The organism is Flavobacterium sp. GW823-FHT04A11, from assembly GCF_058796535.1.
Genome location: NZ_CM179503.1, coordinates 192,397 through 207,515 on the forward strand (window position 1 = coordinate 192,397; position 15,119 = coordinate 207,515).

A 15,119-nucleotide genomic window follows, 5' to 3' on the forward strand; every position below is an offset into this window, starting at 1 on the left:
GTAATAATTTAAAATTAGAAATTAAGATTCATCCCAAAAACCATTTGTCTGCTTCTTGGATAAGGACTTGAATCAACCCCAGGTGTAAGTGGGTTTTTTCTTTTTGTTGAAACTTCCGGATCAGAACCTGAGTAGTTAGTCCAAACAAAAACATTACTTGCCGTTAGATAGAATCTCAATTTAGAAACTCCAAGTTTAGATGTAAACATCTCAGGCGCCGTATAACCTAATGTTAAAGTATTTAATCTTAAAAACGATGCATCCTCAACTGCCCAATCAGTAAAAATTGCACTTCTCATATAGGGAGACCACATTGTAGTATTAGCATTAAGAGCTGCCAATGCAGTAGGATCTGTTACTAACTGACCTGAAGCAGGATCTAAATTTGTCCATCTTTTTCCATCAGCCATTGTTGAATTTAAATTTTTATACTCTCCTGAAGCAGTAGCTGTCGAAAATTCAATTTTATCAGCATTATATATGTCATTTCCAATACTCCAGTTAAAAGCTGCCATTAAATCGAATCCATAAGCATTTCCATTAATAACAAAACCACCGGAACTTTTAGGATTTACATTTCCAATAACTGTTTTGTCCTTTAGATCTACAACACCATCTCCATTAACATCTTTCAATTTCATATCTCCGGGTTTAAGAGAACTTCCGTCTCCAACTAAAGTAGTAGCAGTAGGAGTTACGCCGCTTTTTAAAACATATTTTCCTCCAACAAAATCAAAGTCTGAAACTTCATATCTTCCATCATTTTTATAACCATACATAGTTCCTAATGACGAACCAACGGATATTAAATAATCATCTCCAATTTGTGAAGAAGCCCAACCTGTGGCCTGTCCAAAATTATTCATAACACCTAATGAGTTAATACGGTTTTTGTTTATTCCCATATTGAATGAAAAATTCAATCCGTATTTGGCTTTTTCAATAGCCACAACATTTATAGTAGCCTCGAAACCTGTGTTTTGCGTTTCTCCCATGTTACGATATTGAAAATCGTATCCCGATCCAGGAACCGGAAAGTTAATTAACAAATCACTCGTAATATTTTTATAGACATCAAAATTACCATTTAGGCGATTTTTGAAAAAACCAAAATCTAAACCAACGTTTTGAGTAACTGTTGTTTCCCATTTCAAATCAGGATTAGGCATTGTTTTAGAAGGTGCCCAGATACTGGTAACCCCATTAATCCATGTTGTTGATGTAGACTGAAAAATTTGAATTTGCTGTCCAACAGGTATATTATTATTCCCTGCTTCACCATAACTTGCCCTTACCTTTAGAAGATTTAACCAAGACTGACCTTTTAAGAAATTCTCTTCAGAAATTTTCCATCCTGCTGCAAAAGCAGGGAAATATCCCCAACGATTCTCTTCTAAAAATTTACTGGAACCATCGGCACGAAATGTGGCTGTAAATATGTAACGATTTTTGTAATCATAATTGGCACGTCCAAAAAATGACAATAATTTATCATCAGGGCTATAGTAATTATCTACTGCTTGCGGAGTTCCCTGAGTTGTTAGTTTTTTTGCTTTATCGAAATCAAAAAACTTAGGATAACCATGAATCGTAGTCGTCACCGTATTTGAGTTATAGGTAATACTTTCTTCTCCTACCAAAGCACTCAAATGATGGTTTTCGCCCATTATTTTTTTGAAATCATAATTTAGTGTGTTTGCATTTCTAAAACGTTTGTCTTTTGTATCTCCCATAATCATGGCTGGCATACCTTGTAATGGACCGACCGGAGCGTTGGCTACATAATAAGTAGTCAGACCATAATAACGATAATCCAAATTATTGAAATTATCCAAACCTAAATCTACTTTCAATTTTAAATTGTCTGCAATCTCCCATCCAAAACTTCCTAACATATTAAAGTTTTTACGAAATTGCTGGCGATCATTATCAGAAACAGAAACTAAAGGATTTATCAATACATCTGATCCATCTCCGGCTACATCTCCAGAAGTTAAACCTGCTACCGGAATTGGTGCATAACCAACAATAGTACGCATACGGGAATCTGTCGAAGATTTTTCATTTTGTTCGTTTACACCTCCACCATCAATCTCAGTATCAGAATAACGCACTGTAAATCCAACATCCACTTTATCACTTATTTTACTATTTAATGCAAGAGAAAGGTTATTTCTTTTATAATTTGAACCAATCATAATTGCCTTTTCATCGTAATGAGCGTAATTAAAATTATAATTAACCTTATCACTTCCACCTCTAATTCCTAAATCGCGGCTTTGTACCTCACCTGTGCGTCCAAAAATTTGTTTTTGCCAATCATCTCCTTTTAACCCTTGGTACATATCGTGATCTTGCCAATTTCCAAAATACTTAGTATATGAAGGTGGGTTAGAATCTACTTTTGTTGTTCCTGATTGCGAAAGCAAAGCATATTCATATTGCCACTTAGTATAATCTTCCGGCGATAAAACATCAATTTGATTCGCTATCTTTTTCATACCATAAAACATATTGAAATTCACTGCCATTTTACCATCTTTTCCGCGTTTTGTTGTAATAATAATTACCCCGTTTGCACCACGCGATCCGTATATTGCAGTTGAAGCGGCATCTTTTAAAACGGTCATGGAATCAATATCAGAAGAAGAAATATCATTCATACTGTTTATTGGAAACCCATCTACGATAATTAAAGGGGAAGCATCCTGAGTAAGAGAACCTCCTCCACGAACTCTAATTCTGATGTCTGCATCCGGAGAACCCTCTGACGAAGTTACCTGTACCCCGGCAATTCGACCTGTTAAAGCTTCGGCTACATTTGACACCGGTACTTTTTTCAAATCGTTACCAGAAATAGTAGAAACTGCACCTGTTAAATCAGATTTTTTAGAAGTTCCATATCCAATAACTACAACTTCATTCAAGCTATTAGAATCCTCAGATAATGAAACATCGAGTTTTGTTCTTCCATCAGCCGAGACTTCTTTGGATTTAAAACCTATAAAAGAAAAACTAATAACCGCTTTTGGGTTCGTCAGTTTAATTTTATAACGTCCGTCAAAATCTGTTGAAGTACCATTTTTTGTACCTTTTTCTAACACGTTCACGCCTGGAAGACCTAAACCTGCGGCATCCTTAACAGTACCCTCAAGTGTAACATTCTGCGCACTTATTTGATTGCTCATAAATAAGCATAATAAGAAAACAAATGCAAAACTGCATTTTGTTCTTTTATTAAATAAATCTTTAAAATTCATGTTTTTGTGTTTAAGTTATTAATTAGTCTAGTTTTTAGTGGTTTTTTGTTTTTTATATATTTTTCTTAATAATTTCAAGCATTAGAATACAAAAGTCAGAATGATTTTTTCTAAATAAAAAGATGATATTTCTTTAAATGTAACCATCATGTAATCGATTACACAAACATAGATATTTTTTCAATATAAAAAATTAAAATTCATAAAAATTTCCTAAAAAAAATTACATATCAAAAAATAAAGCTGTTTTTTATATGACATGTGTAATTTATATCATCAATAAATATTAAATATATTTTTATTAATTAACCATTTGCTTCTAATTTGCTAAAAAAACAATCGATTACAAGAAGAAAAATTATAAAATTATCAGGTGTGAAAACTACACTTAAATCAAAGTCAGAGTTAGACAGACTCTTAAAAAATTAACAAATAAAATAATACGCAGTGGGTTTTACAGCTATTCAATGAGGAAGATTAAAGAATGAACAAACGTTAAAAAAGAAAATAAAAGACATAAAAAAAACCTCTGAACAAAATGCTCAGAGGTTTAATTTGTATGAAATATATTTTAAGCGCTTTGCAGCTGTACCGAAGTTTTTCGTCTTTGTATTAATATAAGGGTGATAATCATACCTATAACAGACATTATTACACCTATAAGATTTGGAGAAGCATAACTATAACCTGCCGTAAGTGGTAATCCGCCAAGAAAAGCTCCTAATGCATTTCCAATATTAAAACTCCCCTGAAGTGACGCGGAAGCAATCATTTCAGCATCTTTGGCCGTTCTGATCATTAACATCTGAATTGGTGCAATAACTGAGAAAGAAATGGCTCCGGTTAAAAATGTCAGAAATAAAGAAACATATTGATTGAAAGAGAAAAAGTAAACCAAAATCAAATCGATAGACATTACAAATAGTAAGGCCAATGTTGTTGGAGCGGGAGAAAATCTATCTGCCAGTTTACCGCCTGCAAAATTTCCAACCACCATTCCGAAACCTGCTAAAATCAAGATATAAGAAACATCTTCTGCCGAAAATTTAGAAACATTAATTAATAAAGGTGCGATATAACTAATCCAGGCAAATAATCCTCCAAAACCAATTGAAGTAATTCCAATAATCAACCAGGCATCAATTTGCTGAAAAAACTTTAATTGCGTTTTCATGTTTACATTATTATTTTTCTCCAGATTTGGCATCCATAAAGAAATAAACAAAAATGTAAGTAATCCCACAATTGCAATTAATATAAAGGTATAGCGCCAAATAAAATGATGACCTATATAAGTACCGATTGGCACACCAATTAAATTCGCCAGCGTTAATCCTGAAAACATGATGGCAATCGCCTGAGCTTCTTTGCCTTTATCCGCCAAACGGCTTGCCACTACCGCTCCTACTCCAAAAAAGGCTCCGTGCGGCAATCCGGAAAGGAATCTGGATGCGAATAAAAAATTATAAGTGGGTGCAATGATCGAAAGCGCATTAAAAACAGTTAACATCAAAGCTAATATTAAAAGCATTTTCTTTGGAGCAAAGTTTCTTCCTAAGATTACTAATAAAGGTGCTCCGATAACCACGCCAAGAGCGTAAGACGAAATTAAATATCCTGCAACGGGAATCGAAACTTTCATATCTGAGGCAATATCCGGTAACAAACCCATCATAACAAATTCGGTAATTCCGATAGTTAAACCTCCTAATGAGAGCGCGATAAGACTTTTTTTCATTTGTTTTTACAAGAAAGGATTAGATTTTCTATGACGCAAATTTAACACTGTTCTGCTTAAAATAAATTGTACATTTGCGATATAAACTTGTAAATTTAGGTTATGCCGAAGTTGAATCAATTTGAAACGCTTGTTATTGACGAATTTGAAGATGAGAAATTTCACCTTCCGCCGCACACGCATACTTACTATGAAATTATTTATATTAAAAAAGGAAGCGGAATTCATCATTTGAATAACAATTTACTACCTTATAAAACGGGAGATTTGTTTGTGATTTCTCCGGAAGACGAGCATTATTTTGACATCAAAAAGAGCACTCGTTTCTTTTATATAAAATTTACCGACAGTTATTTTAATTCAAAACAAAACCTTACCTGCGATGAATTTTTAATTCATACTCCGGAAAGTTTCATGCGTGACAAAACACTAAAAGAAACCGTCCTTAAATTAGACGATCCCTGCAAAACAATATTAAAAAATACAATCGAAAACATTGCTGCTTATAATTGTAAAACCGATATTTCGAATTCACCAATTGTATTTTACCAGATTCTTTCAATTTTTGGATTAATCAAAGAAACAATGCGCAGCCAAAATTTAGTTGTAAAAGGAAATTCTATTGATAATGAGCAAATCACTTCTTACATCCATCAGAACATCTACAATCCAAAATTGGTTCAGATTAAAGTAATTGCAAGTCATTTTAATATTGCGGAAACCTATTTTAGTGCCTATTTTAAAAGAACTTTCACCATTAGTTATCGGGATTATATTCATAATTTGAGAACTACTTTAATCGAAAAACGAATTCACAACAATCAATTGCCTATCAAACAAATTGCGTATGAATTTGGTTTTACAGATGAAAGTCATCTTTCAAATTATTTCAAAAAACGAAAAAACATGAACCCAACTGATTTCAAGAAAACATAATATTTGAAATCTTAAATAAATAGCAGCTCTTAAAAAAAATATCTAAATTTGTATTTGAAAACAAATTGCATTGACGAAAAAACTTCACATATTATTTCTTTTTTTAACGTTTGGCTTCTTTTTGATGTCTACCATGAGTTATGCATGTGGAATGCCTGAAGAAAAAGTGGCTTGTGAAAAAAAAAGCAATGCAAAGGAAAAAACTTCAGATTCTTGTGAAAAGGATTGCTGCAAAAAAAAGCAGAATTCTAAAAAAGAGCAACACGGCTGTGACGGAAAATGCAATCATTCCGGCTGTACAACTTCTAGCCTGCAATATAGTCTGATTGCAATTAATGAATTTAATTTCAACACTAATCTATTCAATTTCTCTTTTGAGAAAACGACTCCATATTATAAAAATATCAGTATTTCTGATGGTTTTACTTCTATTTGGCTGCCGCCAAAAATAAAATAATTGTATTTCTGACAGCCATAATTGGGTTTTGCCACGATGGCACAAAGACTCAAAAGAAAAATTAATTATTTAACTTAGAGAAATTCAAATTCTCCACTAAAATCATATAAAATGAAAAATTCAATTTCAACTATAGCAGTAATAATCATCTTATTATTCTCTGCAAACACTATTCAGGCAAATTCAATTAAAACAGAAACGACTACAATTGAAGATGTTACTTCAAGTCAATTGCAAACTGTTTATGATGCTTACTTTACGGTAAAAGATGCCTTAATTAAAAGTGATGCCAAGTTAACTTCGGCGAAAGCCAAAGATTTACTGTCTGCCATTACTGCGGTAAAAATGGACAAATTAAAAACTGACGAACATACAGTTTGGATGAAAGTGGTAAAAAAACTAACAGCTGATGCCAAAAGTATCTCAACAACTGCAGATCTTAAAAAACAACGCGAAACTTTTAAATCGCTTTCAAAAAATACTTACGACCTGATTAAAGTTTCAAAATCAGGCGAAGTTGTCTACAAACAATATTGCCCAATGGCAGATGCAGATTGGTTAAGCAAGGAAAAAGCGGTTAAAAATCCGTATTACGGTTCTTCGATGCTTACTTGCGGAAATGTGGTAGAAACGATCAAATAATGATGACGCTCTACATCAAAAACATGGTGTGTGGTCGATGTAAAATGGTGGTGAAGTCTGAGTTTGAAAAACTTGGACTTCACACTCTTTCTGTTGAATTGGGCGAAGTTGAACTGCAGGATTCTATTACCAAAGATCAAAAAGAGGTTTTACTTAAAAACCTGCAGGCTTTAGGTTTTGATTTTATTGATGATAAAAAAAGTAAAACAATAGAGAAAATTAAAACTCTGATTGTCGATTTGGTACATCATAAAAATAATGACCTAAAAGTAAACTTATCTGATTATTTAGTCGAAAACCTCAACCAGGATTATAGTACACTTAGTAACCTTTTTTCAGAAGTTGAAAATACCACCATCGAAAAGTATTTTATAAGTCAGAAAATAGAAAAGGTAAAAGAACTGTTGCTTTACAATGAACTTTCGTTAAGCGAAATTGCTGATATTTTAAACTACAGTAATGTCGCCCATTTGAGCAATCAGTTCAAGAAAATCACCGGTTATACCCCTACTTATTTTAAACAGTTGAAAGATAAAAAAAGAATTCAGATCGAGAATTTGTAATTTTTATTTTAACGGCAAAGATTACAAAGATAGTTCACATAGCCAATGGTTTCAACCATTGGAACACAATGAATTTATCAGGACATGGATCCCAAGGTTAAACCTTGGGCTATGTTATTCAGATCGCCCTTTTTGCGGCTAAAATAATCTTGCAAATCATTCTCAAAATTTTACAAACCGAAGTAAATATTACGTCGGAAATTTGCATTGTAAACTTAAAAATAAAACAATGACACATACATATCAACTTACCGGAATGACTTGTTCAAGTTGTGAAGAGAAAGTAAAAAAAGCGCTCTTGCATGTTGACAACATAACAAATGTTGCCGTTTCGAAAGATGAAAATACCGCAACTATAACGATGGACAAAAATGTTGCTTTAGCCGATTTGCAAAATGCATTAGACCCTAAATATCAAATCTCAGCAGTAACTCATAATGACACCGTAGAGCAAACAAGATCCTGGTTTGAGACTTATAAACCTATTGTACTCATCTTTTTTTATATCAGTTTAGTAACGGTTTTAATTCAGTTCAGCAATCATCATTTTGATTATATGCAGGCTATGCAGCATTTTATGGCAGGTTTCTTTTTGGTTTTTTCATTTTTTAAAATGCTCAATTTAAAAGGGTTTGCAGAAAGCTATATGATGTATGACGTTCTGGCCAGAAAAATTCCGGTTTGGGGTTATGTGTATGCTTTTCTCGAACTTGGTTTAGGAATTTCTTATTTATTGAATTTCAATCCTTTGCTAACAAATGCGGTTACTTTTATCGTCATGAGTATTAGTATCGTTGGAGTTCTACAATCTGTTTTGAACAAAAAGAAAATTCAGTGCGCTTGTTTGGGTGCTGTTTTCAATTTGCCAATGAGCACTGTTACAATTATTGAAGATGGTCTAATGATCGTCATGAGTTTAATTATGATTTTAACATTAGTCTAAATGAATTATAAGAAACATTTTTTCACAATAATATTATTGTTCTTTTTTACCCAGTTTATGCTTTCGCAAAAAGTTGTTCGTTATGATCTGCATGTTCGCGACACAATTGTCAGTTTTTCCGGAAAAGAAAAACGCGCGCTTACCGTAAACGGACAAATCCCGATGCCAACCTTAACTTTTACCGAAGGCGATATTGCAGAAATTTATGTACATAACGATTTAAAAAATGAAGATACGGCGCTACATTGGCACGGATTATTTCTTCCAAATAAGGAAGACGGCGTTCCGTATTTGACACAAATGCCCATTAAACCGGGAACAATTCACAAATATACTTTCCCGATTATTCAGAATGGAACTTATTGGTATCATAGCCATTCCGGGTTGCAGGAACAAATTGGTTTATACGGACTTTTTATCATCAACAAAAAGAAAGACGATTCGACTTTTAGAAAAGGAATTGATGATTTGCCAACTGTTCCGGTTATTTTAAGCGAATGGACGGATCTAAAACCGGAAAATATTCAACGAATGCTTCACAATGCAAATGATTGGTTTGCCATAAAAAAAGGAACGACTCAAAGTTATTCCGAAGCCATAAAAAAGGGACAATTTTCTACAAAAGTCACTAACGAATGGAAACGCATGAATGCCATGGATGTGAGTGATGTTTATTATGAGAAGTTTTTAATTAACGGAAAAAACGAAGATCAGCTTTCTCAATTTAAAGCCGGCGATAAAGTTCGGTTACGAATTGCAAACGGTGGTGCTTCAAGTTATTTCTGGCTGACGTATGGCGGAGGAAAAATAACGGTTGTGGCCAGCGACGGAAACGATGTTGAACCCGTTGAGGTTGACCGTTTGATTATTGCCGTTTCTGAAACCTATGATATTGTAGTTACGATTCCGGAAGATCATAAATCATTTGCTTTTTTGGCTACAGCCGAAGACCGAACAGGATCTGCTTCTTTGTTTTTAGGGGAAGGAACTAAACAGCCTGTTTCACATCTTCCGAAATTAAAATATTTTGAAGGGATGAAAATGATGAACGATATGATGAAGATGAACGGCGAATTGAACGATATGGGCATGAAAATGTCGCTCAATAAAATGGACATGAATACGGTAATGTATCCTGAAATTTCCGGAGAAGACGAATCTGAAAAGCCAGAAGATCATTCGAACCATACTATGGAAGAAATGGAAATGTCAAATGATACTACAGAAGTTGCAGAAATTACGACTCTGAATTACGGAATGCTAAAATCTCCCACCAAAACAACGCTGCCAAAAGATGCGCCGTTAAAAGAATTACACTTTACATTGTCTGGAAACATGAATCGGTATGTATGGAGTTTGGATAACAAAGTAGTTTCTGAAACAGATAAAATATTAATTAAAAAAGGAGAAAATATACGTATTGTATTGTATAACGGATCGATGATGCGCCACCCAATGCATTTACACGGACATGATTTTAGAATTATCAATGAACACGGTGATTATTCACCATTAAAAAATGTTATTGATATTATGCCAATGGAAACGGACACGATCGAATTTCAGGCAAATGCTGATGGCGACTGGTTTTTTCATTGTCATATATTATATCATATGATGGCTGGAATGGGACGTATTTTTAGTTACGAAAATTCAGCTCCAAATCCGTTGATTCATCATCCGGAAATGGCGTACAAAATGTTAAAAATGGACGATCGAATGTTTCATTTTATGGGCGAAAATGATTTTGCCTCAAACGGAAATGATGGAGAAGCCATGTACAGCAACACGCGCTGGAGCATTGGAACCGAATGGAGGTTGGGTTACAACGATAAACATGGTTATGAAACTGAAACACATATTGGAAGATACATTGGCAAAAATCAATGGTTAATGCCTTTTATAGGTTTTGAGTGGCGATACCGAAAAATGGGAATGGACGAACAGGAACAAAATCTTTTTGGTCAAAGTAATACCAAAGACAATCGTTCTGTTTTTAGCGCGGGTGTTGAATATACTGTACCAATGCTGGTAAAAGCACAGCTCGAAGTCTATACTGATGGAAATGTGAGAGTACAGTTTGAACGAAAAGATATTCCGCTTTCTAAACGTTTGCGAATGAATTTAATGTGGAATACCGATAAGGAATATATGGCCGGTTTGAAATATATCGTTGCGAGAAATTTTGGAATTACGACACATTATGACAGCGATATGGGAATTGGTTTTGGATTAAATTTGAGTTACTAATTTTTAATTTCTAATTAAAAAGTAAGCAAAAATTGTATATTTGGATGGAACAATTCTCCTCTATTAAGCCATTAAAATATACTAAAAGCTATGACATTAGAAGATTTCAAAAAGAATTTTAACAATCAAATTACAAACGAACTTGCTTTATTTTTTGAAATAAACGAAGAACTCGGATTCGAAAATTATTCTCAGGGTTTTGGATTATATGAAGATGACAAATCCGGAATTTCAAGCTGGTCTGAAGATGAAGCTTTTCTTGATAAATTAATGCCTTTTGCACAAGCAAACGGTTCCGGCTCTATGTATGTTTTATGGAATAACGATTCAAATAAATCTTTGAACGAATTGCCTGTTGTTGTTTTTGGCGATGAAGGCGGTTATCATATTGTAGCAAAAAACATCTTCGAATTTATGCAATTGCTGACTTTTGATACTGAGATTTCTGTTGATCACGAAGAAGCGTATTTCTATAAAGATGAAGAGGATTATGAAGAAAGTGAAAATTTGCCGGAATATAAGATATGGCTTAAAGAAAACTTCAACCTGGATCCGGTAGAAGAAACAGAATCAATTCTGGCAAATGCACAAGAAGCATACAAAACTGAATTTGATAAATGGGTTTCTCAATATTACTCAGAAGACTAACAAACAACTTTAAAACATTATAAAAATGAAAAAATTATTTACCGTTTTAGCAATCGTTTTATTTACAATTGGTTTACAGGCACAAGACACTAAACCAACCGTAAAAAAAGAAAAAGCAAAAAAAGAATGCTGTAAAAAATCAGCAAAAGATAAAAAAGCATGTTGCGCTAAGAAGTAACTGCAACAACTATTAAACAAAAAGGCCTCGAAATATTCGAGGCCTTTTTTTATGTTTCTGTTTCGCCACGAATTTCACGAATTAGCACGAATTTTTTTCCAATTTGCAATTAGTGAAAATTAGTGAAATTCGTGGCAAAAAAATTATTTCACTCTAATACTCCATTCAAAATCCATTTCAGAAACCTGAACTCCTTTTTCATCGGTTCCAATGGATTTCATCCAGAAAGTTTGCCCCTCGCTTGTTTCGATTGTTCTCTGGATTGCATCGGCAATTAAATGTCCGTCGTTGCAAACAAATGTTATTCTTCCCGTTGCTTTCTTAGTAAAGTTACCTTTATTATTTGCCACAAGCATTGAGATCTTTCTGCCGCTTTGCTGAATTTGCGAAATCACTAAAGCTCCGGTAGTTAATTCTGCCGCCATTGCCTGAACTGCAAAATACATCGAGTTAAACGGATTTTGATTAATCCAACGGTGTTTTACACTTACAATACAAGTTTTAGCATCGATCGCTTTTACGCGTACACCGCAAATATAAGCCGATGGTAATTTGAAAAATACAAATTTGTTGAGTTTAGAAACTGAAATTGCCATGTGATTTATTTTTTTATGTAAAAATACAAAAAAACTATGCACGCACAATAAATCGGAAATACTTTCATTGAAAGCCAATAAACACAAGCCTTTACAATGATTTTCAACGTAATATTAATGCAATCGTAATTTCAACTTTGTTAAAATTATGTTAATATTTAGTACTATGCAAAACAAGATACTGTCTTTTAGCCATATATTTGTATAAGAAATTACTATATGCTTTTAATCATGGACACAACAACACCACTCATCATGGAAACAACATCAGAAAAGAACACTGCAACGTTCACACATTTAAGTACATTAAGCCAGTACATTATTCCGTTTGGGAATTATATTTTTCCAATTTTAATATGGACGAGTTACAAAGACAAATCAGAATTTGTAAATCACCACGGAAAACAGACTTTGAACTTTCAATTGAGTTTATTGCTTTATACTTTGATCTTAGCTTTAATTGCTATTCCGATTTTTGTCATTGTATTTTTTCAAAACCTTCCAATGGAAGCTGTTTTTAACGATGAAGATTTCGTGATCAGAAATTTCAATTTTCAGGGCAATATTGGTTTATTAACAATTGGTGCAACAGCGGTAGTACTTTTTGGATTGCTAAAAGTTGTTGAATTCTTTTTAGTGATTTATGCTTCGATAAAAACTTCAAACGGAGAATATTTTAAATATCCTTTAACGATTCCTTTTATAAAGTAATCATTACAAAGGTTAAAAGTTATAAGTTATACGAGCTAATTCTAACAGAATAAATTCGAAATCAATCATCAATCAATCATCATCAATCAAAAAACGAATTGTTCAATCTAAAAAAAACAAAATGAAATTATGAACATTGAAAACACAAAAGCACAGATGCGCAAAGGTGTTCTTGAATTTTGCATCTTATCTGTTTTAAAAGAAAAAGACGCATATACATCAGAGATATTAGACACTTTAAAAAACGCAAAATTACTAGTGGTTGAAGGAACGGTTTACCCTCTTTTGACCAGGCTCAAAAATGACGGTTTACTGAATTATCGCTGGGAAGAATCGACTTCAGGACCACCACGAAAATATTATGGATTAACCGAAATAGGACAAACTTTTTTAAACGAACTTAGCGGCACCTGGACAGAATTGTCTGACGCTGTAAAACTAATCACCAATCAAAATCAATAGTCATGAACAAAACAGTAAATATTAACTTAGGAGGCATGTTTTTTCACATCGATGAAGATGCATACTTAAAATTAACGCGCTATTTTGACGCCATAAAACGATCATTAAACAACTCATCTGGTCAGGATGAAATTATTAAAGATATCGAAATGCGTGTTTCTGAATTATTAACAGAAAAACAAAAAAGCGAGAAACATGTTGTGGGATTGAAGGATGTTGATGAGGTGATTGTAGTGATGGGACAACCGGAAGATTACATTATTGAGGATGATGAAAAAACAAATCAGTCTTTTAATGATTACAACAACAGAAAAACCAAAAAATTATACCGCGATAAAGAAAAAGGTATGATTGGCGGTGTTGCAACGGGTCTTGGACATTATTTTGGAATTGACGCCGTTTGGATCAAAATCATATTCTTAATATTTGTTTTTGCAGGTTTTGGAACCGGAATTTTAGCTTATTTCGTACTGTGGATTGTAACTCCGGAAGCGGTTACAACTTCTGAAAAACTGGAAATGACAGGCGAACCGGTTACAATTTCGAACATCGAAAAAAAGGTACGTGAAGAAATCGAATCTTTATCAGACAGATTTAAAGGTGCAGATTATGACAAAATGGGAAACCAGGTAAAGTCGGGAGCTGAGAGAATAAGTAGTTCATTTGGAGATTTTATCATCACGGTTTTTAAAATATTCGCTAAGTTTTTAGGAGTAGTTTTAATCATGTCAGGAATTAGTGTTTTGATCATGTTGTTGATTGGTGTTTTCACTTTAGGCACAAATGTTTTTGTTGATTTCCCTTGGCAGAATTTTGTTGATGCAGGAAACTTTACAGAATATCCTATTTGGTCGTTTGGTTTATTGATGTTCTTCGCAGTTGGAATTCCGTTTTTCTTTTTGACACTTTTAGGTTTCAAATTATTATCTCCGGAATTAAAATCAATTGGAAATATCACGAAATATACTTTGTTGGCCATCTGGATTATTGCGATTGCCATTACAATTAGCATCGGAATTAAACAAGCTACAGAAGTTTCATACGACAACAAAACAATTGAGAAAAGAGAAATCGGCATTAGTCCAAATGATACACTTTATGTAAAGTTCAGATACAATGATTATTATGCAAAAGATCTGGATCACCACAGAGAATTTGAATTTGTACAGGATTCGGCAAACAATCAATTGATTTATTCTAACGATGTTCGTTTACATGTTTTGCGCACTGACGAATCAAATGCTTATTTACAAATCGAAAAAAGCGCCAGAGGAAATTCATTTACAAACGCTAAAAAAAGAGCAGAAAAAATTAATTATAAGATTAAAATTGACGGAAATCGTTTAATTTTGGATAATTATTTTCTTACGGATGTAAAAAATAAATTTAGAGGTCAGGAAGTAGATATTTATTTATATTTGCCAGAAGGACAACTATTTAAACCAGATGCATCTGTACAGGATTATGATGATTCTGATGATGATTTTTTCAATCTGCACTTTAGTGGCAACTACAATTATAAAGTAGAAGGTTCTAAAATCAAATGTTTTGATTGTCCGGCAGATGAAAACGATCATGATGATGTAGACTATGACAGTGAAGACAATACAATTGAAAATGATACTGTTAAAGAAGTTTCGATTAAAATAAATGGAAAAGAAGTTTTAAACGGAAAAAAAACCAAAGGAAAGCTAACCACTGATAAAAACGGAGTTATAATCAAAATTAACTAAAG

14 protein-coding genes are annotated in these 15,119 nt (G+C 33.3%); 11 read left to right on the forward strand and 3 right to left on the reverse strand.

Going from position 1 to position 15,119, the window contains the following annotated elements; all coding sequences use genetic code 11:
* Positions 1 to 14: 14 nt before the first annotated feature.
* Entirely contained in the window at positions 15 to 3,188 is a 3,174-nt protein-coding gene (locus AC3QL1_RS00930; RefSeq protein WP_492494370.1) for a SusC/RagA family TonB-linked outer membrane protein, read from the reverse strand.
* 643 nt (positions 3,189 to 3,831) lie between these two features.
* The gene (locus tag AC3QL1_RS00935; protein WP_492494371.1) at positions 3,832 to 4,998 is read right to left on the reverse strand and encodes an MFS transporter; all 1,167 of its coding nucleotides are present in this window, start codon (positions 4,996 to 4,998) and stop codon (positions 3,832 to 3,834) included.
* Positions 4,999 to 5,100: 102 nt separating this feature from the next.
* Here AC3QL1_RS00935 and AC3QL1_RS00940 point away from each other — a divergent pair, with 102 nt between their 5' ends.
* The 8 genes from AC3QL1_RS00940 to AC3QL1_RS00975 all read left to right on the forward strand — a co-directional run bounded on the left by AC3QL1_RS00940 (position 5,101) and on the right by AC3QL1_RS00975 (position 11,615).
* Positions 5,101 to 5,934, forward strand: coding sequence for an AraC family transcriptional regulator (locus AC3QL1_RS00940; protein WP_492494372.1), 834 nt, complete (start codon positions 5,101 to 5,103; stop codon positions 5,932 to 5,934).
* Between the two features lie 133 nt (positions 5,935 to 6,067).
* Positions 6,068 to 6,391: a hypothetical protein gene (locus AC3QL1_RS00945; protein WP_492494373.1), complete on the forward strand. Its 324-nt coding sequence runs from the start codon at positions 6,068 to 6,070 to the stop codon at positions 6,389 to 6,391.
* A gap of 111 nt (positions 6,392 to 6,502) precedes the next feature.
* Positions 6,503 to 7,033, forward strand: coding sequence for a DUF3347 domain-containing protein (locus AC3QL1_RS00950; protein ID WP_492494374.1), 531 nt, complete (start codon positions 6,503 to 6,505; stop codon positions 7,031 to 7,033).
* Positions 7,034 to 7,035: 2 nt separating this feature from the next.
* Positions 7,036 to 7,596 carry a helix-turn-helix domain-containing protein gene (locus AC3QL1_RS00955; RefSeq protein ID WP_492497519.1) on the forward strand — a complete coding sequence of 187 codons (561 nt, stop codon included), beginning with the start codon at positions 7,036 to 7,038 and terminating at the stop codon, positions 7,594 to 7,596.
* 229 nt (positions 7,597 to 7,825) lie between these two features.
* Positions 7,826 to 8,539: a heavy-metal-associated domain-containing protein gene (locus tag AC3QL1_RS00960; protein WP_492494375.1), complete on the forward strand. Its 714-nt coding sequence runs from the start codon at positions 7,826 to 7,828 to the stop codon at positions 8,537 to 8,539.
* A 57-nt stretch (positions 8,540 to 8,596) separates the two neighbouring features.
* Positions 8,597 to 10,789 carry a multicopper oxidase family protein gene (locus AC3QL1_RS00965; protein WP_492497521.1) on the forward strand — a complete coding sequence of 731 codons (2,193 nt, stop codon included), beginning with the start codon at positions 8,597 to 8,599 and terminating at the stop codon, positions 10,787 to 10,789.
* Positions 10,790 to 10,879: 90 nt separating this feature from the next.
* Complete coding sequence (locus AC3QL1_RS00970) at positions 10,880 to 11,437, forward strand: hypothetical protein (protein ID WP_492494376.1); 558 nt, start codon at positions 10,880 to 10,882, stop codon at positions 11,435 to 11,437.
* Positions 11,438 to 11,462: 25 nt separating this feature from the next.
* On the forward strand, positions 11,463 to 11,615 hold the full coding sequence (locus AC3QL1_RS00975; protein WP_492494377.1) for a hypothetical protein: 153 nt from the start codon (positions 11,463 to 11,465) through the stop codon (positions 11,613 to 11,615).
* Positions 11,616 to 11,758: 143 nt separating this feature from the next.
* On the opposite strand, the gene AC3QL1_RS00980 is transcribed toward AC3QL1_RS00975, so the two are convergent.
* Complete coding sequence (locus AC3QL1_RS00980; RefSeq protein WP_492494378.1) at positions 11,759 to 12,211, reverse strand: DUF4442 domain-containing protein; 453 nt, start codon at positions 12,209 to 12,211, stop codon at positions 11,759 to 11,761.
* Positions 12,212 to 12,442: 231 nt separating this feature from the next.
* Here AC3QL1_RS00980 and AC3QL1_RS00985 point away from each other — a divergent pair, with 231 nt between their 5' ends.
* The 3 genes from AC3QL1_RS00985 to AC3QL1_RS00995 all read left to right on the forward strand — a co-directional run bounded on the left by AC3QL1_RS00985 (position 12,443) and on the right by AC3QL1_RS00995 (position 15,117).
* Positions 12,443 to 12,922 carry a DUF4870 domain-containing protein gene (locus tag AC3QL1_RS00985; RefSeq protein WP_492494379.1) on the forward strand — a complete coding sequence of 160 codons (480 nt, stop codon included), beginning with the start codon at positions 12,443 to 12,445 and terminating at the stop codon, positions 12,920 to 12,922.
* A gap of 129 nt (positions 12,923 to 13,051) precedes the next feature.
* A complete protein-coding gene (locus AC3QL1_RS00990) occupies positions 13,052 to 13,384 on the forward strand; it encodes a PadR family transcriptional regulator (protein ID WP_017498072.1) in 333 nt (110 codons plus the stop codon).
* Between the two features lie 2 nt (positions 13,385 to 13,386).
* Positions 13,387 to 15,117 carry a PspC domain-containing protein gene (locus AC3QL1_RS00995; RefSeq protein WP_492494380.1) on the forward strand — a complete coding sequence of 577 codons (1,731 nt, stop codon included), beginning with the start codon at positions 13,387 to 13,389 and terminating at the stop codon, positions 15,115 to 15,117.
* Positions 15,118 to 15,119 lie beyond the last annotated feature (2 nt).

What these genes read in the sequence shown, in the direction of transcription:
- AC3QL1_RS00930 (WP_492494370.1), bottom strand. Translation starts at nt 3,188, where the DNA reads ATGAGCAATCAAATAAGTGCGCAGAATGTTACACTTGAGGGTACTGTT.
- AC3QL1_RS00935 (WP_492494371.1), bottom strand. Translation starts at nt 4,998, where the DNA reads ATGAAAAAAAGTCTTATCGCGCTCTCATTAGGAGGTTTAACTATCGGA.
- AC3QL1_RS00940 (WP_492494372.1), top strand. Translation starts at nt 5,101, where the DNA reads ATGCCGAAGTTGAATCAATTTGAAACGCTTGTTATTGACGAATTTGAA.
- AC3QL1_RS00945 (WP_492494373.1), top strand. Translation starts at nt 6,068, where the DNA reads ATGAGTTATGCATGTGGAATGCCTGAAGAAAAAGTGGCTTGTGAAAAA.
- AC3QL1_RS00950 (WP_492494374.1), top strand. Translation starts at nt 6,503, where the DNA reads ATGAAAAATTCAATTTCAACTATAGCAGTAATAATCATCTTATTATTC.
- AC3QL1_RS00955 (WP_492497519.1), top strand. Translation starts at nt 7,036, where the DNA reads ATGACGCTCTACATCAAAAACATGGTGTGTGGTCGATGTAAAATGGTG.
- AC3QL1_RS00960 (WP_492494375.1), top strand. Translation starts at nt 7,826, where the DNA reads ATGACACATACATATCAACTTACCGGAATGACTTGTTCAAGTTGTGAA.
- AC3QL1_RS00965 (WP_492497521.1), top strand. Translation starts at nt 8,597, where the DNA reads ATGCTTTCGCAAAAAGTTGTTCGTTATGATCTGCATGTTCGCGACACA.
- AC3QL1_RS00970 (WP_492494376.1), top strand. Translation starts at nt 10,880, where the DNA reads ATGACATTAGAAGATTTCAAAAAGAATTTTAACAATCAAATTACAAAC.
- AC3QL1_RS00975 (WP_492494377.1), top strand. Translation starts at nt 11,463, where the DNA reads ATGAAAAAATTATTTACCGTTTTAGCAATCGTTTTATTTACAATTGGT.
- AC3QL1_RS00980 (WP_492494378.1), bottom strand. Translation starts at nt 12,211, where the DNA reads ATGGCAATTTCAGTTTCTAAACTCAACAAATTTGTATTTTTCAAATTA.
- AC3QL1_RS00985 (WP_492494379.1), top strand. Translation starts at nt 12,443, where the DNA reads ATGGACACAACAACACCACTCATCATGGAAACAACATCAGAAAAGAAC.
- AC3QL1_RS00990 (WP_017498072.1), top strand. Translation starts at nt 13,052, where the DNA reads ATGAACATTGAAAACACAAAAGCACAGATGCGCAAAGGTGTTCTTGAA.
- AC3QL1_RS00995 (WP_492494380.1), top strand. Translation starts at nt 13,387, where the DNA reads ATGAACAAAACAGTAAATATTAACTTAGGAGGCATGTTTTTTCACATC.